The following is a 21205-nucleotide window of genomic DNA, read 5'->3' as shown; positions in this document are numbered from 1 at the left end:
GCTCCCCTGATTTAGTTCTCTGTCGGATGATCGATGGCTTCCACCCGGTAGGTGGTTACCGTTTCCTTGCCGCGTTCCAGCCGCAGGCCAAGCTGTTCTTCCAGGGCCGTGAACAGCGATGGCCCGGCTTCTGCGGTTGCGCCATCGTTGCCCCGGGCGGCAGAGCCGGCCATCTCCGGTGTCCACTTCAGATGGAAGTCATAGTGGCCGGTCAGGCCGGTCTTATCAATCACCAGCCGGTCGCTCGTCTCCGGCACGTGCGAGACCACGTTTGCCAGAAGCTCCACTGTGGCGTCCATACCGGAGAAATCTCCCGGCCCGCTCATCATGATGCCGCGCCGCATCCGCGGCCCACCCGGCCCCGCGGCAGGCTCCTGCCCCTCCACCGGCGGCTTTGCCGGCTGCAGTTTCGCACCAGACTTCGCCACCACCAGCAGGTAGACCGGCAACTCCTTCGGCTCCGGAACCAGCTTCAGATGCAGCCGCTCCGTCAGCAGCTTCTGCGCCATCAATCGCGAAATCTTCGTGCGCTCTTCCTGCGGTAGTTTGGCTACTTCCTTGGCCTCTGCTTCCTCTTCTTTTGCCTCTACGTCATACCGTTCCGACTTCACCCACTCCGGCACACTGGTCAGCAGGGTGTCGGACTTGATGTCGTAAGCAAAGCTGATCAGTCCGATAAGAGGGAAGTTCTTCATCTGCAAACGACCCTCGCGGAACATCAGCATGGCGCGGTTATCCGTCGCATTGCTTGGCTTGATGCTGGCAACTTCATAGCTTGGACTAAGCGGAACAGTCGCAGTCTGTTGCGCCACGCCGCTGCAGGCAATGGAGCACACGAAGAGCGCAAGAAGAAGATTCGTGAGTTTTCCCATGGTGGCTTTTGGACAGCTGGAACGCCTATTGGTTAGGCAGGAAACAAAGTCTTTTTTGCGAGACTATCAGCGCCACCATCGCCAGTCCACGCCCATTCTCCACGCAGCTGCCTCCTCCGAATACGGAACCGCGGAGCCCTCTCCATCGTAGAATCCACTCGAAGGAGCACCACCCTTATGCAAAGCCGCATCACCGGAACCACCATGCCCGTCCTCGAATTTCTGCTCGAACCCGGCGACTCCGTCATCTCCGAAGCAGGCGAGCTCTCCTGGATGTCGCAGTCCATCCAGATGCAGACCCACACCCAGTACGGCGGTGGCGGCGGCTTCTTCGGAGCCATCAAGCGCATGGCCGGCGGCGGCTCACTCTTCATGACCGAGTACCGAGCCTTCAACTATCCCGGTGAGGTCGCCTTCGCCACCAAGGTTCCCGGCCACATCGTCCCTGTCGAGGTCTCACCCGGCCACGAGTACATGATTCACCGCCACGGCTTCCTCTGCGCCACCTCGCAAATCCAGATCGGCGTCGGCTTCCAGCAATCACTCGGAGCAGGCATCTTCGGCGGCTCAGGCTTCATTCTGCAGAAGGTCGCAGGCCACGGCACCGCCTGGCTCGAACTCTCCGGCGAGGTCGTCGTCAAAGACCTGCAGCCTGGCGAAGTCCTGCGCGTCCATCCGGGCCATGTCGGCGCCTTCCACGGCAACGTCAACTTTCAGATCACCACCGTCCCCGGCATCAAGAACATGCTCTTCGGCGGCGACGGTATCTTCCTGGCCCAGCTCACCGGCCCGGGGCGCGTGTGGCTGCAGACGCTGCCGCTCTCGCGCCTCGCCCACTCCCTGCAGGAGTACATGACCACCGAACGTGTCCGCGAAGATGCCGGTGCAGGAGCCATCGGTGGCATCGTCGGCGCAGTCCTCCGCGACCGCTTCTAAACGAAAGGTCCGGCTGTCCCACCCATGCGAAGCATGGGTGGGACAGCGCGCAAAAGCGCGAGCGCCGTTTCTTTTCTAGTCTCTTGTCATCCTGAAAGGGCTTCAGCCGTGCCGAAAGACATTTCAGGAACAACCAGCGCCGGCCTCGATGGCCGGCGTCCCATTCCTCGTGGTCCCTGCGGCGCCAATAAAGCTTCCCGGCAACTTTCCCCCTCATGTACATTGGTCGCCGCTACAGGAGACCACTCATGCGCCGCATCCTAGCCACCCTGCCTCTCGCTGTCTCTTGCCTCGTCTTTGCTCAAACACCCGCCGCTCCGCAGCCGCCGCGCCTGCAACCCGCAACGCATCACCTGGAACTCTCCTCGCCCGCCTTCGCCGATGGAGCCGTCATCGACGACAAGTACGCCCAGGCCACGCCCGCCTCCAAACCCGTCTCTCCCAAACTCGACTGGACCGGGACACCCACAGGCACCTCCAGCTTCCTGCTCATCATGACGGACGAGGAGTACGCGCCCCAGCGCCGTTTCGCACCCTGGCTGCACTGGGTCATCTTCAATATTCCCGGTACCGCCACAGGGCTCCCGGAAGGCGTCCCCGCCGAAAAGCAGCTTCCTGACGGCAGCGTCCAGCTTCCCGCCGCCCGTGTCATCGGCTACCTCGGGCCCGGTGCCGGAGCAGGCTTGCCCCTCCACCACTACACCCTCACGCTCTATGCCCTGGACACCAGGCTGGATCTCGGTCCGGACGCCACCATTGACCAGATCAGTACCGCCGCAACCGGGCACATTTTAGATAAAGCCTTCCTGGTCATGCGGTACCGCAAGCCGCAGTAAGCAGAGGTCTTTCGGAACCGCGGAACAATCCCAGCGCCAAAGCGCAATGTTTACGGGAACGATTTCATGGGTCTGAAGCTCCACGCTCCCACCCTATTCACGGTTAGCACTATGCCGACGACTCCGATCATCCGGAGGGGCAGGGGCCTTCAGGGCCATGAAAACAGAGCAGCCCAAGGGGCTTCAGCCCGGGAAGGGCTAGTTCCGGTTCGCCCAGTCATAACCCGGCTCGAGAACTTTCTAAATAAAGTTGCGTAATGTGCGCTCTCTCCGTCAGACTCTCAGTTACAGCGCCAAGCGGTACTTTATCTGAAAGGTCCATCTCTTCATGCGACGGAACGCATTGCTGCACTCTGCCCTGTCTCTGCTGCTTACCACCACTCTGACCGCGCAAAGTACCGCGCCCATGGTGGGAACGCCCCAGCCGCCCTCCTCGGCTATGCCGCTGGCCTATGACCGTGGCGCCGCCGCCGTTGCCCAGGGGCTCAAGCAGCTCAGCACGCGCGCCAGCCTGCTCACCATCAACGCCCATCCCGACGACGAAGACGGCGCCACCATGGCCTACATGGCGCGCGGCAAGGGAGTGGATGCCTCGCTCTTCGTGCTCACCCGTGGCGAAGGCGGACAGAACGTCATGTCCGCCGATTACTGGGACCAGCTCGGTATCGTCCGCACGCAGGAACTGCTGGCCAGCACCGGCTATGAAGGAATCCATCTCTACTTCGGCCGCTTCGCCGACTACGGCTTCTCGAAGACGCTCGAAGAGGCGCACAAGCAGTGGGGACAGAGTGAGATTCTGCGCGATACCGTGCGCATGGTTCGTATCCTCCGTCCCATGGTCGTAACCTCCAGCTGGATCGGCAACGTCTCCGACGGTCACGGTCATCACCAGGCCTCGGGCGAGGTCTCGCAGGAGGTCTTCAACGCCGCCGCAGACCCGAAGATGTTCCCCGAGCAGATCAAGGAAGGTCTGCTGCCCTGGAAGGTGCAGAAGGTCTACGGCCGCGTCCCCTTTGCCCGCGTCAGCGAAAAGGGTATCTACGACTACGCCACCACCAAGTGGGAACCCGTCAGCTTCCACAACTACACCAACAACACGGACATCAAGGCACTGCCTTCCACCACCGTGCAGGTACCGGTCGGCAACTACGACTATCTGCTGGCCAATAACTACAGCGCTATCGCCCGCGAAGGCCTCGCCGTGCAGAAGTCGCAGACCGGCGGCGTTGGCCCAACGCTGCCCGCGCCGCAGAACTCGCCCTATCACCTGTGGGCCACCCGTACCGCCGCAACCGCTCCGGAGAAGGAAGGCGACTTCTTTGACGGCATTGACACCACCGTGCCGGGAATCGCAACCTACCTGCCCGCCGCACAGCAGGCGCCCTGGAAGGCAAAGCTGCAGCAGCTTGCCGATACCGTGGCCGACGCGCAGTCTCACTTTGACGCAGGCAATCCCGGCCTCATCGCTCCCCAGCTTGCCAAGGGTCTGAAGCAGACCGAAGCCCTGCTCGCGGAGCTGAACACGGCCAGGCTGCCTGCCGAGGCTGCCTACAACATGAAGCACGAGCTCGGCGTGAAGCAGCAGCAGTTCCAGTCCACGCTGGCCTCGGCGCTTGGACTCTCGTTGACCGCCTACACCGGTAGCTCCCAGAGCGGCGGCGGACGCGGCGGCCCGGGCGGTGCGCGACCGGCTGAGAACTCGCAGACCGCGATCCCCGGCCAGAAGGTCGGCGTCAACCTGCAGGTCGCCAACATGGGCTCGCAGGATGTGATGGTCTCCGTCAACGGCCCCACCTTCTCCGGCAAGCCGGTCACGCTCTCCAGCCCCCCACGCAAGCTGGGGGCCAACTCGGCCTTCTCGGCAGAGGTTGCCGACGTCGTCGTTCCGGACGATCAGTCCTACACCGGCCCCTACTTCTCCCGTAAAAATCTCGAGCAGTCCATCTACGACATCCATAACCCGGCGGCGCTCGGCATGCCCATTGAGCCCTACCCGCTCACGGCGGGCCTTTCCGTGGACTACCAGGGAGTCACCTTCCCCATCACCGCCACGGTGCAGTCGCAGCACCGCTACCTTGGCTATGGCACCGTCTATGAGCCGCTGCTGATCGCCCCGGCCATCTCCGTTACCGTCTCGCCGACGGCTGGCATCGTCCCGGTTGGCGCCGCCAGCTTTACGCTCAACGTCAACGTGCACTCCAACGTAAAGGGTCCTGCCAAGGGCGAGCTTGCGCTCAACCTTCCCACGGGCTGGACCTCTTCGCCCGCCAGGGCCAGCTTCAGCACCATGCGCGACGGCGACGAACAGGGCATCACCTTCCAGGTCACGCCCAAATCGGTTGAGACCAAGCCCTACACGCTGACCGCCGTGGCTACCTACAACGGCAAGCAGTACAGCAACGGCTACATGATGACCGGCTACGTCGGCCTGCGCCCGTATCCTTCCTATCGCGATGCCGCCTACCGCACCACCGGCGTGGATGTGAAGGTCGCTCCCGGGCTGAAGGTGGCCTACATCACCGGCACCGGCGACGAGGTACCGCAGTCGCTCTCTGACCTCGGCATTCACCCCACCTTCCTCTCCGCGCAGGAGATCGCCAAGGCCGACCTGTCGGTCTACGACGTTATCCTGCTCGGCATCCGTACCTACGCCGCGCGGCCGGAGCTGCGTACCTTCAACAACCGCCTGCTGCAGTACGTTGAGAACGGCGGAACGCTGATCGCGCAGTACCAGAACGGAGAGTTCGATCACAACTTCGGTCCTTATCCCATGCACATTGAAGGCAACGGAGAGACGGTCGCCGAGGAGGACAATAGCGTCCAGATCGTCGACCCGAAGGACCCCATCCTGAACTGGCCCAACAAGATCACCCTGGCCGACTTCGACAACTGGGTGGAGGAGCGCGGTCACGGCTTCCTGGCCACGTGGGACTCTAAATACGCGGCTCCGGTCGAGATGCACGACAAGGGCGAAGACCCGCAGCGCGGCGGCCTGATCTATGCCCGTTACGGCAAGGGTGTGTATGTCTACCTGGCCTACGCCTTCTTCCGGGAACTTCCGGACGGCGTCCCCGGCAGCTTCCGCATCATGGCCAACGTGCTGAGCTCCGGCAAGAACCCGAACCTGAAGTAAGCAGTGAAGCGAGACCGGGACTGTCCGTATGAAGTCCCGGTCTTTTCTTATGACCCGCTACAATCAACCTCGGGCATGACCACCGTTCGTTCGTACTCGAAGATCAACCTGGGCCTCCGCATCGGCCCTCCCCGGCCGGACGGCTACCACCACCTGGCGACCATCTACCAGACCATCGGACTGTTTGACCTGATGACGGTCACCGCCGAGCGCGCCCCGGAGACCTCGATCACCCTGCGCTGCGACCACCCCGGCGTACCCTGTGACGCGCGCAATACGGCGTTTAAAGCCGTCGAAATGGCGCTTAAAGCGCTCCAGATCAGCGCAAAAGTTGACATTTTCATCGACAAAAAGCTGCCCGTGCAGGGCGGTATCGGCGCCGGCTCGGCGAACGCCGCGGCGGCCATCCTTGCCCTGGAAGCCGAACTGGGAGAACAACTTAGCCCCAGCGCCCGGCTCCATCTGGCCGGAAAAGTAGGCTCGGATGTGCCCATGTTCCTGGTGGGGGGGACGATGCTGGGCATTGAGCGCGGGGAGGAGACCTTTCCGCTCCCGGATCTGCCTTCGTTTTATGCGGTTCTGGCCTTTCCCGGTGTGGGAGTTTCCACCCCGCAGGCCTTCCGCGACTGGGATGCCGGATTGCCGGAAAACCCTGAAAACGATACACTAATGGAGTTTCGTCGGCGCGTGGCAATAGCCTTCGCCGGCCAACCTGGTGTCTCCGGCCCGGCTGGAGACCTGGCCGAGGAACCCCTTCTCGCGCTTGTCCGCACCGGGCTAGAGAACGACTTTGAAACGGTCGTCTTTCCCCAGCAGCCATCGCTGCGTGCGTTCAAATCTGCGTTAGAAGAAGGTTCCTTATATGCGGCGCTCTCCGGCTCCGGTTCGTCTCTGTTCGGTCTTTACCGTTCGGAGGATGAGGCGAAGGCGGCCAGTGACCGTATAACAGCGCTCGGCTGCGAGGCTCGCATAACAAGCACCTTGCCGCGAAGCGTGTACTGGGCCACGATGTTTGTGTAGGTGTAGCAGGTGGGCGATCGACTAATGGTAGGTCAAGTGCCTTTGGAGCACTTTGTCCAGGTTCGAATCCTGGTCGCCCAACCAAAATGCTGCTGCCAACGGGCAGTGGAAGGTGTGGAGAGTCGAACATGGCCTCCGCAGGACAGATCGGAAGGACGCAGCACCCAAATGGGCAAACCAGCCCGGAAGGAAGCGACGAAGAATGACCGACAGCACCCTCTCGCAGAGCGAACTGAACAGCATGCCCTCACCTGCCGCCAAGCCGGCAGAACGCAAGCGGGCTTCCCGCATTGCTGACGACAAGCGCTTCAAGATCTTCTGTGGTTCTGCCAATAAGCCGCTGTGCGAAGAGGTCTGCAAGTTCCTGGGAGTCGCCATGGGCGAAACCCGGTTGCAGCGCTTCTCCGATGGAGAGATCCACTTCCAGCTGCTGGAGAACGTGCGTGGTGCCGATGTCTTCCTGCTGCAGCCGACCAGCTTTCCTGTCGACCAGCACCTTGTGGAATTGCTGATTATGATTGACGCCCTGAAGCGCGCATCGGCCGGACGGATCACCGTGGTGATTCCGTACTATGGCTATGCCCGCCAGGACCGTAAAGACCGTCCGCGCGTCGCCATCAGCTCCAAGCTGGTTGCCGACCTGCTGCAGACGGCCGGAGCGAACCGCGCTTTGCTGGTTGACCTGCACGCGGCGCAGATCCAGGGCTTCTTCAATATCCCGGTCGACCATCTGTTTGCCTCGCCAGTGCTGGTTTCGCACTTCCGCGAGATGAAGCTTGAGAACCTGACGGTGGTTTCGCCGGACGCCGGCGGCGTGGAGCGCGCTCGCTTCTTCGCGCAGAAGATGGAAGCTCCGCTGGCCATCGTCGACAAGCGCCGTACGGACATCAACGTCACCGAGGTGATGAACGTGATCGGCGATGTGAAGGGCCGCACCTGCCTGATCCTCGACGATATTATCGACACCGCCGGAACCCTGGTGAAGACGGCCGAGGCTCTGCTGGACCAGGGTGCCGCCGAGGTTTATGCCTGTGCCTCGCACGCGGTTCTCTCCGGCCCCGCCGCGGATCGCATCGCGGCCAGCCGCCTGAAGCAGGTGGTTGTCACCAATACCATCCCTCTGAATGAGAATGCTCAGAAGCTGGGAGACAAGATCAAGGTGCTTTCGATCGCCGGCCTGCTTGGCCGCGCCATCGAGAGCATTCACATGGAGACCAGCGTAAGCTCGCTGTTCTCCTAAGCTGTTGTCAGTTTTTAGGGAAGTACAAATCACGCGGCAAAGCCGCAAAGGGAGCGGAACCAAGTTTGAAGAAGCAGTTCTCAACTAACAGTTGAGAACTGACAACTAAGAACTTCTTGTCCGTGCCCGAAAGGAAAACACAATGTCTGAAGCAGTTCTCGCAACCCTCCGCGAAGGTAAGTTCAACAAGAATGCGGCTCGCCGCGTTCGCGTCTCCGGTCTGATTCCCGCTGTTGTTTACGGTGCGGGCAAGGACTCGCAGGCCATCACGGTGGACCCCAAGGCCATCACCAAGATCCTGCACTCGGAGTCGGGTCACAACACGATCTTCGACCTGAGCGTTGGCGCTGAGCCGGCTATCAAGGCCATGATTGTGGACTGGCAGTACGAGCCCATCAAGGGCAAGCTGCTGCACATCGACCTGAAGCGTATCGCCATGGATAAGGCCATGCGCGTCAACGTTCCGGTCATGCTGGTGGGTACGGCAACGGGCGTGAAGAACCAGGGCGGCATCCTGGATCACATCCTGCGCGAGGTCGAGATCGAGTGCCTCCCGGGTGACATCCCGTCGCACATTGATGTCGACGTAACCAACCTGGGCCTGCACGACGCCGTCCACGTTTCGGACCTGCCGCACGGCGGCAAGTTCAAGTTCATCGTGGAAGAGAACGCCGTGGTTGCCCACGTCACCATCGTGAAGGAAGAGGCTGCTGCCGAAGTGGTTGCTGCCCCGACCGAGCCGGAAGTGGCCAAGAAGGGCAAGCAGGACGCTGCTGCCGAAGGCGCCAAGAAGTAACTGCCTGGGGGCGGCTGCCATCGATGGCAGCCGCCACGGGATTGAAGGATTTTGAACGTGAAGCTGATTGTCGGGCTTGGAAATCCAGGAATCGAATATCAGTTCACGCCGCATAACGCGGGGTTCCTGGCGATTGATCGTATTGCGGAAGACAGCTATGCGACGGTCACCAACCGGAGGGGCAAAGCCCTGACGGGGAAGGCAATGCTGGCAGGACAGGAAGTTCTGCTGGCCAAGCCGGAGACCTTTATGAACCTGAGCGGGCTTTCCGTAGCCGCCCTGGTGCAGGAGCTCGAACTCGATCCGTCGAAAGATGTGATTGTGCTGTACGACGAGCTGGCATTACCGCTGGGTACGATTCGCATCCGCGAGCGTGGCAGCGCCAACGGGCACAACGGTGTGAAATCGATCACCGGCGTGCTTGGCTCAGAAGATTGGATCCGTATCCGCATTGGTGTAGGCAAACCGCCCACCGAAGATGGACGCGAGATCAAGGCCGGTGGCTCGAACTACCTGCTTGCGCCGATGAAGAAGGCCGAGCTGGCCGTGCTGGATGAAGTGCTCGACCGTGTGAAGCTTGCGGTTGAGGCGGTGCTGACAGAAGGTGTCGGCCCCGCGATGAGTAAGTTCAATGCAGTAAAGAAAGACAGCCTTTAGCCGTTAGCTTCCAGTTCTTAGCTGGAGGCTGAAAGCTAAGAGCTAACAGCTAGATAACTTCCAGACCGCCTTTGACGGCGGTGCCCGGCAGAACCGGGCAGAAAGAAGAACCAGATGAATCGTACGTATGAAGTCATGTTTATCGTCCGTCCTGACCTGCAGGAAGAGGATCTGGACAAGCTGATTGAGGGCTTCTCCGGCACCGTGACCACCAATGGTGGCGAGGTGAAGTCGGTGGAGAAGCTGGGCCGCCGTCGCCTGGCCTACATCGTCCGCAAGTTCCAAGACGGCCTGTACGTCCTTCTGAACGTCGCCGCAGACGGCAAGCTGATTGCCGAGCTGGAGCGCCGCCTGCGCGTTACCGAGCAGGTGATCAAGTTCATCACCGTCCGCACGGACGAGGAGAACAAGCGCCTGGCCAAGGTGAAGGCCATCCGCGACACCAAGGTGAAGCGTTCGGCGATTGCCCCGGTTGCAGCTCCTGTTGCCGCCGTTGCCGAGGCGCCGGCCGCAGCGGAAGCTGAGACCGTTACCGCCTAAGAGGATTTCGAGCTAAGACCCGAACGACACGTAACAAGCGGCTGCCGTTTCCCGGAGCACCGGTCCAGAGGCCTCCTCGCAGGCCTGGAGCGACGAGCCGCCCCAACCAGAAAGGATTTTCAGCAATGGCTGACGAGACTACTACCAGCACCACCCCAGCAGCATCCACACCCTCTGAGCGCCCTGCGGGCGAGCGTCCTTCCGGCCCTCGTGGCCCGCGTCCTGGCGGCCCTGGTGGCCCCGGTGGTCCTGGCGGACGCAAGTTCTTCCGCCGCAAGAAGGTGTGCAAGTTCTGCACCGAGAAGATTGACGCCATCAGCTACCGCGACGTTCGCCTGCTGCAGGGCTTCGTTGCCGAGCGCGGCAAGATCGTTCCCCGTCGCCTGACCGGCGTATGCACCACTCACCAGCGCAAGCTGTCGGCTGCCATCAAGCAGGCCCGTAACATCGCCCTGCTGCCGTTCGCAGCACGCTACTAAGGAAAGGGACAGGAGACATTCAAATGGAAGTCATTCTCAAGGAAGATATCCTCAAGCTCGGCCACCGTGGCGACGTTGTGAAGGTTGCCGACGGCTACGGCCGCAACTACCTGCTGCCGCAGAAGCTCGCCATTGAAGCGACCTCGGCGAACAAGGCTGTGATCGAGCAGATGAAGGGCTCGGCCCTGCGCAAGTCCGCACGTGAAAAGGGTGATGCCGAGACGCTGGCCACCAGCCTGAACGAGGCTGAGCTTACCTTCGAGCGCAAGGTTGGCGAAGGCGATCACCTGTTCGGTTCGGTCACCTCGTCAGACATCGCTGCCGCTCTGGAAGCCCAGGGCTTCACCGTTGATCGCCGCAAGATCGCCCTGGACGAGCCGCTGAAGACCATCGGCGAGTTCCACGTGCCGATCAAGCTGCACCGTGAGGTTTCGGCCCACGTGAAGGTCACCATCAAGAGCGACAAGCCGGAAGAGGTTGTGACGGCTGTTGCGGAAGAGCCAGAGACGGTTGAGGCTGAGTAAGCCTTGCCTGCTTCACGCAAGACAAAGAAGGCCGCCCAAATGGGCGGCCTTTCTGTTTCACGCAAAACGCGTTAGCGCAGGGCGAAGGCGCTTACCTGGCAGTTGTTGCAGATGCCACTCTGTTGGCGTGCAACGGCGACGCGGATGCTTTGATCCAGTTGGCGAAGCTCTGGCTTGCGGTGCTGGGATGCGAGGAAGTCGCGGTATTCATACATGGAATCAAGGACGATGGGACTGGTTTCGCCCAGCCGTGCTTTCATGATGGCCATGCCGCTTTGCAGGCTCTTCTCGGCCGCCGATGGGTCACCGGTCTTCCATTGCGCGAAGCCGAGCGCCATCTCAGTGTGGGCTCTCTCCAGGGAGTCGGGCGCAAAGTCCTGCTGCACCAGCTTGTCGGCATCCACCGCGGACTGGTGGCATGCATCCCACTTGGACTGTGCGCACTCGGCGAAGACGAGTGTGACTAGTGAGGAGAGAAGCGTGTTGCCGGGATGGGAATTTCCGGCAGCGTCGTAGCGTTCGGGCTCGGGCGATGTGAGGAAGATGTCGTGTGCGGCCCTGGCCTCGGCTTCGGCCTGGGGATAGTGATGGCGGGCGAGATGAATCTCGGCCAGGTGTTCATGGCTGCGGGCCAGGTCGATAGCGTTTCCCAGCTCTTCGCGGAGATGAAGCGCGCGGGTGCGGGTAGTTTCCGCCTCCGGAATGCGACCGGTCTCCAGGTAGAGGCTCCCAAGATTATCGAGCGCGGTGGCATAGTTGGAACGGGCGTCCGCATCCTTGGCGAGAAGAGGAAGGGCCCGGTCGTAGGCACGGAAGGCTTCTGCTACGTTGCCCTTGTCGTGATACGAGGATGCGAGCATGGCCCACAGGTAGCCGCGCTTTGCAGGGGGCTCGTCTCTTCGCTCTGATTCGGTAATGAGTTTGCGATAGGTGGCTGAGGTATCTGCTGCAGACGGGGCTTGTGCGGCGCAAACGCGCCCAGAGAGAAGTGCGGTGCCAAGTACGAAGACACAGGCGATTGCCAGACGGTGTGGGACGCAAACAGGTACGCGAGCCATGAGCATGGGGTGCTCCTCGGGACATGGTGCTGCGATTTTTTCGTCGTACCCCGGCTAGTACGCGGCCTCCCGCGGCGTTGTTCCTTAGTTTATGGAAATTTTTTCAGAGCAAGAAAACGGCCGCCTGTGGAGGCGGCCGGGCCAAGGACTGCATGCGCTACTTGATTTCGGTTGCCGTGACCTCCACCTGCGTGGTGCGTTTGGAGGAGACATCATCCGAACTGAATACGATGGTTGGCTTGCCCATGGTGACCCGTACATTTGAGTTCCAGGAGTTCTGGTGGATTACCGGCTGCAAGATGCTGTTGGATGCCGCCTCGACGTTGGTGATCTCGGCCTTCAGGGTGAAGGATGCCTTGTCCCCGTCCACGCGGTAGTCGCGGATATCGAAGTTCACGCCGACATCGATGTAGGTGTACATCGTATTGACACTATTGGAAGCTGCCGTGCTGCCGGTCGTAATCGGGATCTTGTTGCCGGTGCGAATGGAGTTGGTATAGGTGATGGCTTTGCCCTGAACCGTGGTGAGGTTCGTGTCATACTCGCGGCCGTTGATCACCTTTCCACTCTCAAGCTCTTTGACGATGAGCTTCACGTGGTAAAGGTTCTGTGGCCCCGTGGACGGGCTGTCCTTCTCCTGGGCATGGCTGATGCAGACAGGGAAGAGCAGGAGGGAAAGCAAAAGGGTGAAGAGGATGCGGCGGGTCATTGGGGTGTCTCCTGTGAGAGGGGTTGGATGTGGATCTCTGCAATCTCGATGGGACCGGCTTGTTGCGCTTTCAAATCAGAGGCTGCAAGCAGAGCGGGTTGATTCTTTGCCTCAACCAATGCCATGATGGCGCGGCGTTCCGTCGTATCCTCCGGCGGAGCGGGGAAGGTAGTTAGCTTCGGCAGATCGTTCTGTGCCACGGCTTCTTGCCGGGGCCGTACTGCAATGGTTGCAGGCTTGAACACATGCGCCTTCACCACAGGCGTATCCGGATGCGTTACGGGCGCAGGTTGCAGCGCGGGTGCTGCATCTACAGCCATCTTCTGCGGCATTACTGGTTGCGTAGTATGGAGCGCGATCCACACCATGGCCATGGCGGCACATGCTGCGACAGGAGTGGCAAACCACATCAGGCGGCGAACCCGCCGTGTGCGCGTTGCCCGCGCGTGGATACGGTCCTCCAGACCATGCACTGGTTCGGCGTGCGCTATCGGCTGCAGGGTGTCGTTCAGCAACTCGTCAAAACGATCGTTCATGGCTTCCTCCTTTCGAATCTTCTGCGTAACTCCTCGCGTGCACGTTGCGCCCGCGTTCGAACCGTGCCTTCCGGAATGCCGAGCAGGTCGGCCACCTCGCGCGAGGTGAGTTCTTCCAGAGCCATCAGCACCAGAGGCTGTCGCAGCTCCTCCGGAAGCGCGGCAATCAGGAGGAGCAGGCGTTTTTGCTCTGCTAAGGCCGTGGCGTGCTCCTCCTGCGAGAAGGCAGGAGAGACGAACTCCTCTTCCTCCTCCAGCGCCCGTGTGTCCTTGCGTGGCAAGCGGTCCAACGCCGCGCGATACGCCGCCTTCGACAGATAGGCCTTCTCCTGTTCCGGCGTCGGACGGGAACGCAGTATCTTCACAAATACATCCTGCACGGCATCCTCGGCGTCATGCGGGTTGCGCAGAACGGCATAGGCGATGCGGTACATCAGCCGGGCATATGTCTGCACCAGCGCGGCAAAGATCGCATCATGGTTGGTCGTCTCCGGCAGGCCCAGCTCCTCCGCAGAGAGGTCGCGGCGCAGTCCGGTTTGCCATGCGTGCGGCGAGCTCATGCATTGTTCCTTCTACACACATAGACCGGAGAGGAAGGGCTTCCGTTCGGAAAAATTCACGGGAAAAGAAAAGGCCACCCGGTTGGGCGGCCTTTTGGGTCGTTTTTTGTCGTTTCGCAGCGCAGCGGTGGAATCTGCTTCTGGGATCTAAGGGAAAGCAGATCCTTACGGGATGACAAGCAAGAACAACAAAAGCAAAAACAACAGCCGGAGTGATTACTTCGTTAGTGCGTCCAGCGCGGTCTTGGCCTTGTCGTAGAGGAGCTGTGTCTCTGCCTGCTGCTTCTTCAGACCATCGACCACGGCAGCGGGAGCCTTGGCCACGAAGGCCTCGTTCCCGAGCTGTTTTGCGGCAGCTTCCAGGCCCTTGGTCAGCTTGGCAATCTCCTTGGTCAGGCGCTCGGTTTCGGCGGCAACGTCGACCTGGCGCTCGTAGACCACGGCCACATCGAACTTCGCAGTGCTGCGAACATTGGCTCCGCTGAGCGAGCCTTCCAGGAACTCCACACCGTCCACGCGTGCCAGCCGCGAAAGCATCTCGCGGTTGGCGTCCAGGATGGCCTGGGTCTTGATGTCGGTGAAGATGCGAACCGGAGCGAACTCCTTCTCCGGAACGCTGGCATCCTTGCGCAGGCCGCGGATGGCGACGATCAGCTCCTGCAGCAGCACCATGTTCTCTTCCGCGTCCTTTTCGGCTGGGAAGTCGCTGGGTTGCGGGTAGCGTGCCAGAGCAATGGACTTGGCATACGGCTCGTTGTCATAGAGCGCATGCCACACCTCTTCGGTAATGAAGGGCATGAAGGGTGAGAGCAGGCGCAGAGCAGCTTCAAAAACGCCAACCAGAGAGGCCAGTGTGATGGCTGTCTCCGCGTTGCCGGGCTGGTCAAAGTTCAGGCGCAGCTTCACCAGCTCCAGGTACCAGTCGCAGAACTCGCCCCAGAAGAACTGATAGACGGCGGCGGAGGCTTCGTCGAAGCGATAGTTGTTCAGCGCGGTCTCCACTTCGGCGCTGACGGCCGACAGGCGTGCGAAGATCCAGCGCGTTTCGAGCGGTGTTCCTGCCGGAAGCACGGTGACCGGAAGGTTCTCACCCAGGCGGATGTTGTAGCCAGCCTCCTTCGCCTTCTCAATGTTCATGAACAGGAAACGGGCGGCGTTCCAGATCTTGTTGGCGAAGGCGCGGTAGCCTTCGGTGCGCTGCTCGTTGAAGGCGATGTCGGTGCCGGGCGAGGCCTGGCTGGCCAGCGTGTAACGCACGGCATCGGTCCCAAAGCGCTCGATGATCTCGATCGGGTTGATGACGTTGCCCTTGGTCTTGGACATCTTCTGGCGGTCAGCATCGCGGACCAGACCGTGGATGTAGACCTCCTTGAAGGGCACGGAGTCCTTCAACGTGCGCTGCGAGCCATCGGGCATCGGCACATCGAGCATGAAGTGCGTACCCAGCATGACCATGCGGGCCACCCAGAAGAAGAGGATGTCGAAGCCGGTGACCAGAAGCTCAGTGGGATAGAAGGCTTCGAGCTGCGCATCATGCTTCGGCCATCCGAAGATGGTGAAGGGCAGCAGGCCGGACGAGAACCATGTGTCCAGCACATCGGTCTCCTGCACCAGGTCCGTCGCTCCGCAGGCCTTGCAGGCAGCGGGCGTTTCGCGGGACACGGTGATCTCGTGGCAGTGGCGGCAGTGCCATGCGGGAATGCGATGGCCCCACCAGAGCTGACGCGAGATGCACCAGTCGTGGATGTTTCGCATCCACTCGAAGTAGGTTTTCGCGTACATCTCCGGCGTGAACTTGATGTGGCCTTCTTCCACGGCGGCGATGGCCTTGTCGGCCAGTGGCTGAATCTTGATGAACCACTGCATGGACAGGCGCGGCTCCACAATCGCTTTACAGCGGTCGCAGCGGCCAATGGAGTTGTTGTGGTCCTTGATGGCGACCAGGTTGCCCAGGGCTTCCAGATCGGCAACAATCTTCTCGCGTGCGTCGTAGCGGTCCAGCCCGTTGTAGGGTGAGCCGGCCAGAAGGATGTGCGCGGTCTCGTCCATGATGTTCAGGTTCGGCAGGTTGTGGCGCTTGCCGATCTCGAAGTCATTGGGGTCGTGCGCGGGTGTTACCTTCACGGCGCCGGTGCCGAACTCGGGGTTGGCCCAGTCATCCGCAACAACGGGGATCTCGCGGCCAACGAGCGGCAGTACCAGCATCCTGCCGATCATGGCCTGGTAGCGCTCATCGTTCGGGTTCACGGCCACGGCCACGTCGCCCAGCATGGTCTCAGGGCGCGTGGTGGCGATGGTGATGGAGCCTGTGCCGTCGGCCAGGTCATAACGGATGTGGTAGATCTTGCCCGCCTGCTCCTCGTGAACCACTTCCAGATCGCTGACGGCGGTCTGCTGCTGCGGGCACCAGTTCACGATGTAACTGCCGCGGTAGATCAGTCCCTGCTCATACAGGCGGACGAAGGCTTCCTTCACGGCCGTGGACAGGTTCTCGTCCATGGTGAAGTACTCACGCGACCAATCGACTGAGGCGCCCAGGCGACGCATCTGCCCGGTAATGGCTCCGCCGTACTCCTGCTTCCACTGCCAGACGCGCTGCTCAAAGGCCTCGCGGCCAAGCTGCTGGCGGGTGGTGTTCTCCGCGGCAAGCTGACGCTCCACCATCATCTGCGTGGCAATGCCGGCGTGGTCGGTGCCCGGAACCCACAGCGAACGCTCGCCCTTCATGCGGTGCCAGCGAGCCAGAATGTCCATTTCCGTCTGGTTGAGCATGTGGCCCATGTGCAGGCGGCCGGTGACGTTGGGCGGTGGAAGAAGCTGAACGAACTTTTTTATGTCGGCTGACGTACCGGGGGTAGGGGTTGGTACGTCAAAAAGACGTTCTTCAATCCAGTAGCGGGCCCAACGTTCTTCAATCGATGTCGGATCGTAAGCTTTTGCGAGTTCCTGCGGCATGTCTGTATGTCCGGGTGTGGCGCATGTTTGTGCACACAAAGCGCACAGGCCAAAGTTCAATTTTAGTACGAGCGGCCGGGACCCCAGTAAAATGGGTGGCGCCCGCGGGAGTGAGAAAAATGCACCGTCTGATGATGTTTGCCGTCGTTTTGCTGCTTTCCTGCTTCTCCGCAGGGGATGCCTTTGCAGACAGCAGGGAGGACCATGTTGGCGTGGGCAACCACGTTGTAGTGGGCGAGGACGAGACGGCGGACGATATCGTCTGCCTGTTCTGCGACGTAACGGTGCATGGCCGCGTGACGGGCGATATCGTCATGGCCTTCGGCAGCCTGCATGTGGATGAAGACAAATCAATTGGCGGCGATGTCGTCGCCTTCGGAACGCCTATCAAGCTGAAGAAGAAAGCCAGCGTGGGCGGCGACCTGGTGACCTTTGGCGGAAGCTACGAGGAGACGGCGGCCACCGTGCATGGCGACCGCGTGATCTCCCCCAGCCCGTTGTGGATCCTGGTGCCCCTGGCTCCGTTTCTTTTCATTGGCGGGTTGATCTGGCTGCTGGTGCACACCATTCGCAACCGAACCCCGATGCCGCCGCCCTATCCTGGCCGCTATCATAGGATGTAGCTAGAAACGGACGGTTTCGCCCAGTCCGGCGTACGCGAAGTGTCCGGCCCATCTCTGCTGTATCTGTTTGAAGGCAAGCTCTCCGCTGCAGTGGCCAATGGCCATGGTGCGGACATGGTAGGTCTCTGCCAGCGTGGTCAGCGTGGCATGAATCTGCTCCGGGGAATCCTGCAGCAGGTGCAAACCGCCAAAGAGCATGGCGACCGGCTGCGTAAGGTTCGCGGATGCCATGATGTTCTCAATGCCAGGGTGTGAGCAGCCGACGATCACGACCGGGCCGTTCGGTGTGTCGAGCACCAGCGAAATTTCGCGCAATCCCTTAAAGGCCGGCTTCTCCGAGACCTGCGAGATCAGGTGAATATGCGGTGCAATATCCGTGTTGCCGCTGATGGCGGTCATCTTTGTGTCGGTCCACGCCGTCCATCCCTTGCCACCCGCGGGACGATTGCCGCCGCCAAAGTAGCGCATCTCTTTCGGCAGGTCGGGCTGCGCGTCGGTCGTCAGAAATCCCGGGGGCAGCGTGCTGCCGGTGAAGTAAGGGTCGTCTGGCACGAAAAGGGGCACGTTCGGGTTGAGCGAGAGCACGTAGCGCAGGCCGGAGGTATGGTCGCCGTGCGCGTGCGACAGGATGACCATATCCAGGTGTGAGAGATCGACGTGCAGGCGTTCGACATTGCGCTTGAACAGGGCAATGTTGTCGCCCGTGTCGAAGAGGATGCGCTTGCCTTCGAACTCAATCAGGGCAGAGTAGCCCCAGTCCTGTTCCAGGTCGGCCCGTTTGCTGAAGGCGTCGTTCAGGATAGTGATGCGGTTCTGCGCGATGGAGGGAAGTGCTGCCGCCAGAAGAAGAAGTGCCAGAAGTCGATGCATGGGGGATGCCTCTCTGTTGCAGACAGCATACCTGTCCGCAGCAGAGAGGCACAGAGATTACAAAATGTAGCGGCTCAGGTCTTCGTTCTTCACAATGCTGGCGACCTGCTGCTTCACATACTCAGGGCCAATGACGATGACCTTTTCCACTGGGCCAGCCAGCGTGGGACGGTCCTCGACCGGAAGTTCAGGCTGGCCTTCGATCTTCGGTTCCTTGAACAGGTCGGGCGCCTGGAAGCTGATCTCATCCAGAACGCGCTCCATGATGGTGTGCAGGCGGCGCGCACCGATGTTCTCGGTCGTCTCGTTTACGCGGAAGGCGAACTCTGCCATCTCGCGCAGGGACTCGGGGGTGAACTCGAGCTTCACACCTTCGGTCTCCAGCAGAGCGGTGTACTGCTTGGTCAAAGACGACTTCGGCTCGGTAAGGATCTTGATGAAGTCCTCGACCGTGAGCGACTGCAGTTCCACGCGGATGGGGAAGCGGCCCTGCAGCTCCGGAATCAGGTCGCTGGGCTTGGAGACGTGGAAGGCTCCAGCGGCGATGAACAGAATGTGGTCGGTGGAGACCATGCCGTACTTGGTCGAGACGGTCGTGCCTTCGACGATGGGCAGAATGTCGCGCTGCACGCCCTCGCGGGAGACATCGGGGCCGTGGCCGCCTTCGCGGCCGGCGATCTTGTCGATTTCGTCAAGGAAGACCATGCCGGAGTCTTCGACACGCTCGACGGCCTGGCGCGTGACCTGGTCCATGTCGATGAGGCGCTGCTCTTCTTCCTGCACAAAGTAATCGAAGGCCTCTGGCACCTTCATCTTGCGCTTCTTGGTGCGCGGAGCGAACAAGCCGGGGATCATGTCCTTCAGGTTGATGTCCATCTCATCCTGTCCCTGGCTGGAGATGATCTCAAACGACGGGCCGTTCTTGTCACGAACGTCGATCTCGACGGTGCGGTCGTCCAGCTTGCCCTCACGGAACTGCAGGCGCAGCTTCTCGCGTGAGGTCTGTGCGTCCGCCGAGTGAGGCGCTTTCGCGCCATCCGTCGTGCCTTCCAGAACCAGGTGAGCTTCCGGGGTCGCGGCGGTATTCGGAGACGGCTGTGGCACGACGGGCGGAGCGGGAGGCAGCAGGATATCGAGCAGACGCTCTTCGGCGGCGAGCTCGGCCTTGTCCTCGATCTCTTCCAGCTTCTCTTCGCGCACCATGTCGATGGCGATCTCGACCAGGTCGCGCACGATGGATTCGACATCGCGGCCTACATAGCCCACTTCGGTGAACTTGCTGGCCTCCACCTTGAGAAAGGGGGAGTTGGTCAGCTTGGCCAGGCGGCGGGCGATTTCGGTTTTGCCGACACCCGTAGGCCCGATCATGATGATGTTCTTCGGCATGATCTCGTCGGCTAGATCGGGCGACAGCTTCTGGCGGCGCATGCGGTTGCGCAGGGCGACGGCGACGGCGCGCTTGGCGGCCTTCTGGCCGACGACGTACTTGTCCAGCTCCGCAACGATTTCGCGGGGCGTGAGGTCGTCGAGTGCAAGCGCCTGGTCTTCGGCGGCGCCGGGAAGATAGATGGCCATAAAAATCAGCTCCTGGCTGCTCGCTCTTAGCTGTTAGCTAAAAGCCGTAAAACATGGTGCTAGTAGCTAACGGCTAAAAGCTAAGAGCCACTCTTCAGCTCTTCAATCGTGAATGTCTGGTTGGTGTAGATGCAGATGTCACCGGCGATCTTCATGCTTTTCTCGGCGATCTCGCGGGCGTCCAGTTCCGTGTTCTGGTACAGGGCGCGGGCTGCGGCCTGGGCGTAGCTGCCGCCGGAGCCGATGGCGCAGATGCCCTCGTCCGGGTCAATCACGTCGCCGGTGCCGGAGAGCAGGAAGGTCTGGTTCAGGTCAGCGACGATCAGCAGGGCTTCCAGCTGACGCAGCATCTTGTCGGTACGCCAGTCCTTGGCCAGCTCTACGGCTGCACGGCCCAGGTTGCCGGCAAACTGCTCCAGCTTGGACTCGAAGCGGCTGAAGAGCGAGAAGGCGTCGGCGGTGGAACCGGCAAAGCCGGCGAGAACCTTGTCCTGGTACAGGCGGCGGATCTTTTTGGCCGAGTGCTTCAGAACGGACGAGCCCAGGGTGACCTGGCCGTCGGCGGCCATGACAACGCGGCCATTGCGGCGCACGCAGATGACAGTAGTGGACCGGATGCGTCCGGCCGAGAGGTCGATCGGGTGCGCCATCTGCGCGCGATTTCCTTTGGTTACAGCGGTTTTGCTCACACCTTGATTGTACGCCGCCACCGCCTGCTTCCATCCCGGGGAAACGGGCATCAAATTGGTGTCATACGGATGCAAAACCGCGAAGATTGCACCGTTGGAGTGGCATACTAGCGGCAGGTAACTCTGAGGTACTTTGCAATGCCTTTTGCCGATCTTCCTTTGGTTCAGACCCTACTCCACCATCCCCAGGCAGTCATGGCCGCGGGGGGAGCGGTCGTTGCTGCACTCGCGGTGGCCGGATGGATGATTTTCCGCCGGAAGCCGTCGGCCGAGGAGATGGAGCGCCGCCGCAGGGAACGTCTGGTGGAGTCCGGACGCCTGATCGACGGCACGATTGTGGAAGCAACCGGCCCGGAGGAGACACCGGATGTGCTGGTCTACAAGTACGAACTGGCGGGTGTGGAGTATGAGGCGGCACAGGATGTGACTCCCCTGCGCGACCGTATTGCCCGGGTCCGCTGGGACCTGCCCGTAAGCATCAAGTATGACCCGCGCAATCCCTGTAACAGCATCGTTCTGGCCGAGGGCTGGAGCGGTCTGAGGGCGAGCGATCGAGAGACGGCTGGCGTAGCCTAAACACATAGCTGGAGTAGCCTA

The 21205-nt window shown here is 61.1% G+C and carries 21 protein-coding genes and 1 tRNA gene; 13 read left to right on the top strand and 9 right to left on the bottom strand.

The genetic code is table 11. The annotated features are described in order from the left end of the window. Positions 1-11 precede the first annotated feature (11 nt). Positions 12-872: a TIGR03435 family protein gene (locus tag OHL13_RS11345; protein ID WP_263410238.1), complete on the bottom strand. Its 861-nt coding sequence runs from the start codon at positions 870-872 to the stop codon at positions 12-14. Positions 873-1049: 177 nt separating this feature from the next. On the opposite strand from OHL13_RS11345, the gene OHL13_RS11340 reads away from it, so the two are divergent. From OHL13_RS11340 to rplI, 11 genes are all read left to right on the top strand, one after another. Continuing rightward, positions 1050-1808, top strand: coding sequence for a TIGR00266 family protein (locus tag OHL13_RS11340; protein WP_263410237.1), 759 nt, complete (start codon positions 1050-1052; stop codon positions 1806-1808). Between the two features lie 248 nt (positions 1809-2056). Next, positions 2057-2644 (top strand): YbhB/YbcL family Raf kinase inhibitor-like protein, encoded by a 588-nt coding sequence (locus OHL13_RS11335; RefSeq protein WP_263410236.1) that lies wholly within the window; start codon positions 2057-2059, stop codon positions 2642-2644. A gap of 328 nt (positions 2645-2972) precedes the next feature. Continuing rightward, entirely contained in the window at positions 2973-5777 is a 2805-nt protein-coding gene (locus tag OHL13_RS11330) for a PIG-L family deacetylase (RefSeq protein ID WP_263410235.1), read from the top strand. A 75-nt stretch (positions 5778-5852) separates the two neighbouring features. Continuing rightward, entirely contained in the window at positions 5853-6797 is a 945-nt protein-coding gene (ispE, locus tag OHL13_RS11325) for a 4-(cytidine 5'-diphospho)-2-C-methyl-D-erythritol kinase (RefSeq protein WP_263410234.1), read from the top strand. A 10-nt stretch (positions 6798-6807) separates the two neighbouring features. Then, positions 6808-6881: transfer RNA gene (locus tag OHL13_RS11320), tRNA-Gln, on the top strand. 118 nt (positions 6882-6999) lie between these two features. Continuing rightward, on the top strand, positions 7000-8037 hold the full coding sequence (locus OHL13_RS11315) for a ribose-phosphate diphosphokinase (RefSeq protein WP_399255642.1): 1038 nt from the start codon (positions 7000-7002) through the stop codon (positions 8035-8037). Between the two features lie 142 nt (positions 8038-8179). Beyond that, complete coding sequence (locus OHL13_RS11310; RefSeq protein ID WP_263410233.1) at positions 8180-8833, top strand: 50S ribosomal protein L25; 654 nt, start codon at positions 8180-8182, stop codon at positions 8831-8833. 57 nt (positions 8834-8890) lie between these two features. Next, a complete protein-coding gene (gene pth, locus OHL13_RS11305; protein WP_263410232.1) occupies positions 8891-9490 on the top strand; it encodes an aminoacyl-tRNA hydrolase in 600 nt (199 codons plus the stop codon). A 114-nt stretch (positions 9491-9604) separates the two neighbouring features. Further along, positions 9605-10030, top strand: coding sequence for a 30S ribosomal protein S6 (gene rpsF, locus OHL13_RS11300; RefSeq protein ID WP_263410231.1), 426 nt, complete (start codon positions 9605-9607; stop codon positions 10028-10030). Between the two features lie 125 nt (positions 10031-10155). After that, positions 10156-10509, top strand: a complete 354-nt coding sequence (gene rpsR / locus OHL13_RS11295) for a 30S ribosomal protein S18 (RefSeq protein ID WP_263410230.1) — start codon at positions 10156-10158, stop codon at positions 10507-10509. A 23-nt stretch (positions 10510-10532) separates the two neighbouring features. Continuing rightward, positions 10533-11033, top strand: coding sequence for a 50S ribosomal protein L9 (rplI, locus tag OHL13_RS11290; RefSeq protein WP_263410229.1), 501 nt, complete (start codon positions 10533-10535; stop codon positions 11031-11033). A gap of 71 nt (positions 11034-11104) precedes the next feature. On the opposite strand, the gene OHL13_RS11285 is transcribed toward rplI, so the two are convergent. The 5 genes from OHL13_RS11285 to OHL13_RS11265 form a co-directional block, all read right to left on the bottom strand. Further along, positions 11105-12091 carry a tetratricopeptide repeat protein gene (locus OHL13_RS11285; protein WP_263410228.1) on the bottom strand — a complete coding sequence of 329 codons (987 nt, stop codon included), beginning with the start codon at positions 12089-12091 and terminating at the stop codon, positions 11105-11107. Between the two features lie 157 nt (positions 12092-12248). Continuing rightward, positions 12249-12800 (bottom strand): hypothetical protein, encoded by a 552-nt coding sequence (locus tag OHL13_RS11280; protein ID WP_263410227.1) that lies wholly within the window; start codon positions 12798-12800, stop codon positions 12249-12251. Continuing rightward, positions 12797-13336: a hypothetical protein gene (locus tag OHL13_RS11275; RefSeq protein ID WP_263410226.1), complete on the bottom strand. Its 540-nt coding sequence runs from the start codon at positions 13334-13336 to the stop codon at positions 12797-12799. The genes OHL13_RS11280 and OHL13_RS11275 overlap by 4 nt, the downstream gene beginning before the upstream one ends. Continuing rightward, entirely contained in the window at positions 13333-13896 is a 564-nt protein-coding gene (locus OHL13_RS11270; protein WP_263410225.1) for an RNA polymerase sigma factor, read from the bottom strand. The genes OHL13_RS11275 and OHL13_RS11270 overlap by 4 nt, the downstream gene beginning before the upstream one ends. A 216-nt stretch (positions 13897-14112) precedes the next feature. Continuing rightward, positions 14113-16851 carry a valine--tRNA ligase gene (locus tag OHL13_RS11265; RefSeq protein ID WP_263410224.1) on the bottom strand — a complete coding sequence of 913 codons (2739 nt, stop codon included), beginning with the start codon at positions 16849-16851 and terminating at the stop codon, positions 14113-14115. Positions 16852-16970: 119 nt separating this feature from the next. Here OHL13_RS11265 and OHL13_RS11260 point away from each other — a divergent pair, with 119 nt between their 5' ends. Beyond that, the gene (locus tag OHL13_RS11260; protein ID WP_263410223.1) at positions 16971-17474 is read left to right on the top strand and encodes a bactofilin family protein; all 504 of its coding nucleotides are present in this window, start codon (positions 16971-16973) and stop codon (positions 17472-17474) included. Here the strand turns inward: OHL13_RS11260 and OHL13_RS11255 are convergent, their stop codons facing one another. The 3 genes from OHL13_RS11255 to hslV all read right to left on the bottom strand — a co-directional run bounded on the left by OHL13_RS11255 (position 17475) and on the right by hslV (position 20569). Continuing rightward, on the bottom strand, positions 17475-18344 hold the full coding sequence (locus OHL13_RS11255) for an MBL fold metallo-hydrolase (RefSeq protein WP_263410222.1): 870 nt from the start codon (positions 18342-18344) through the stop codon (positions 17475-17477). A gap of 57 nt (positions 18345-18401) precedes the next feature. After that, positions 18402-19919 carry an ATP-dependent protease ATPase subunit HslU gene (gene hslU / locus OHL13_RS11250; protein ID WP_263410221.1) on the bottom strand — a complete coding sequence of 506 codons (1518 nt, stop codon included), beginning with the start codon at positions 19917-19919 and terminating at the stop codon, positions 18402-18404. A gap of 80 nt (positions 19920-19999) precedes the next feature. Beyond that, positions 20000-20569, bottom strand: a complete 570-nt coding sequence (gene hslV / locus OHL13_RS11245; RefSeq protein WP_263410220.1) for an ATP-dependent protease subunit HslV — start codon at positions 20567-20569, stop codon at positions 20000-20002. A gap of 177 nt (positions 20570-20746) precedes the next feature. On the opposite strand from hslV, the gene OHL13_RS11240 reads away from it, so the two are divergent. Beyond that, positions 20747-21184: a hypothetical protein gene (locus OHL13_RS11240; RefSeq protein ID WP_263410219.1), complete on the top strand. Its 438-nt coding sequence runs from the start codon at positions 20747-20749 to the stop codon at positions 21182-21184. Positions 21185-21205 lie beyond the last annotated feature (21 nt).

It is taken from the genome of Terriglobus tenax, assembly GCF_025685395.1.
GTDB lineage: Bacteria > Acidobacteriota > Terriglobia > Terriglobales > Acidobacteriaceae > Terriglobus > Terriglobus tenax.
This window is presented reverse-complemented; position numbering and strand designations above follow the sequence as displayed.

Bases quoted from the DNA above. Each gene is read 5' to 3' on its own strand.
- OHL13_RS11345 (WP_263410238.1), bottom strand. From the start codon at position 872: ATGGGAAAACTCACGAATCTTCTTCTTGCGCTCTTCGTGTGCTCCATT.
- OHL13_RS11340 (WP_263410237.1), top strand. From the start codon at position 1,050: ATGCAAAGCCGCATCACCGGAACCACCATGCCCGTCCTCGAATTTCTG.
- OHL13_RS11335 (WP_263410236.1), top strand. From the start codon at position 2,057: ATGCGCCGCATCCTAGCCACCCTGCCTCTCGCTGTCTCTTGCCTCGTC.
- OHL13_RS11330 (WP_263410235.1), top strand. From the start codon at position 2,973: ATGCGACGGAACGCATTGCTGCACTCTGCCCTGTCTCTGCTGCTTACC.
- ispE (WP_263410234.1), top strand. From the start codon at position 5,853: ATGACCACCGTTCGTTCGTACTCGAAGATCAACCTGGGCCTCCGCATC.
- OHL13_RS11315 (WP_399255642.1), top strand. From the start codon at position 7,000: ATGACCGACAGCACCCTCTCGCAGAGCGAACTGAACAGCATGCCCTCA.
- OHL13_RS11310 (WP_263410233.1), top strand. From the start codon at position 8,180: ATGTCTGAAGCAGTTCTCGCAACCCTCCGCGAAGGTAAGTTCAACAAG.
- rpsF (WP_263410231.1), top strand. From the start codon at position 9,605: ATGAATCGTACGTATGAAGTCATGTTTATCGTCCGTCCTGACCTGCAG.
- rpsR (WP_263410230.1), top strand. From the start codon at position 10,156: ATGGCTGACGAGACTACTACCAGCACCACCCCAGCAGCATCCACACCC.
- rplI (WP_263410229.1), top strand. From the start codon at position 10,533: ATGGAAGTCATTCTCAAGGAAGATATCCTCAAGCTCGGCCACCGTGGC.
- OHL13_RS11285 (WP_263410228.1), bottom strand. From the start codon at position 12,091: ATGGCTCGCGTACCTGTTTGCGTCCCACACCGTCTGGCAATCGCCTGT.
- OHL13_RS11280 (WP_263410227.1), bottom strand. From the start codon at position 12,800: ATGACCCGCCGCATCCTCTTCACCCTTTTGCTTTCCCTCCTGCTCTTC.
- OHL13_RS11275 (WP_263410226.1), bottom strand. From the start codon at position 13,336: ATGAACGATCGTTTTGACGAGTTGCTGAACGACACCCTGCAGCCGATA.
- OHL13_RS11270 (WP_263410225.1), bottom strand. From the start codon at position 13,896: ATGAGCTCGCCGCACGCATGGCAAACCGGACTGCGCCGCGACCTCTCT.
- OHL13_RS11265 (WP_263410224.1), bottom strand. From the start codon at position 16,851: ATGCCGCAGGAACTCGCAAAAGCTTACGATCCGACATCGATTGAAGAA.
- OHL13_RS11260 (WP_263410223.1), top strand. From the start codon at position 16,971: ATGCACCGTCTGATGATGTTTGCCGTCGTTTTGCTGCTTTCCTGCTTC.
- OHL13_RS11255 (WP_263410222.1), bottom strand. From the start codon at position 18,344: ATGCATCGACTTCTGGCACTTCTTCTTCTGGCGGCAGCACTTCCCTCC.
- hslU (WP_263410221.1), bottom strand. From the start codon at position 19,919: ATGGCCATCTATCTTCCCGGCGCCGCCGAAGACCAGGCGCTTGCACTC.
- hslV (WP_263410220.1), bottom strand. From the start codon at position 20,569: ATGGCGCACCCGATCGACCTCTCGGCCGGACGCATCCGGTCCACTACT.
- OHL13_RS11240 (WP_263410219.1), top strand. From the start codon at position 20,747: ATGCCTTTTGCCGATCTTCCTTTGGTTCAGACCCTACTCCACCATCCC.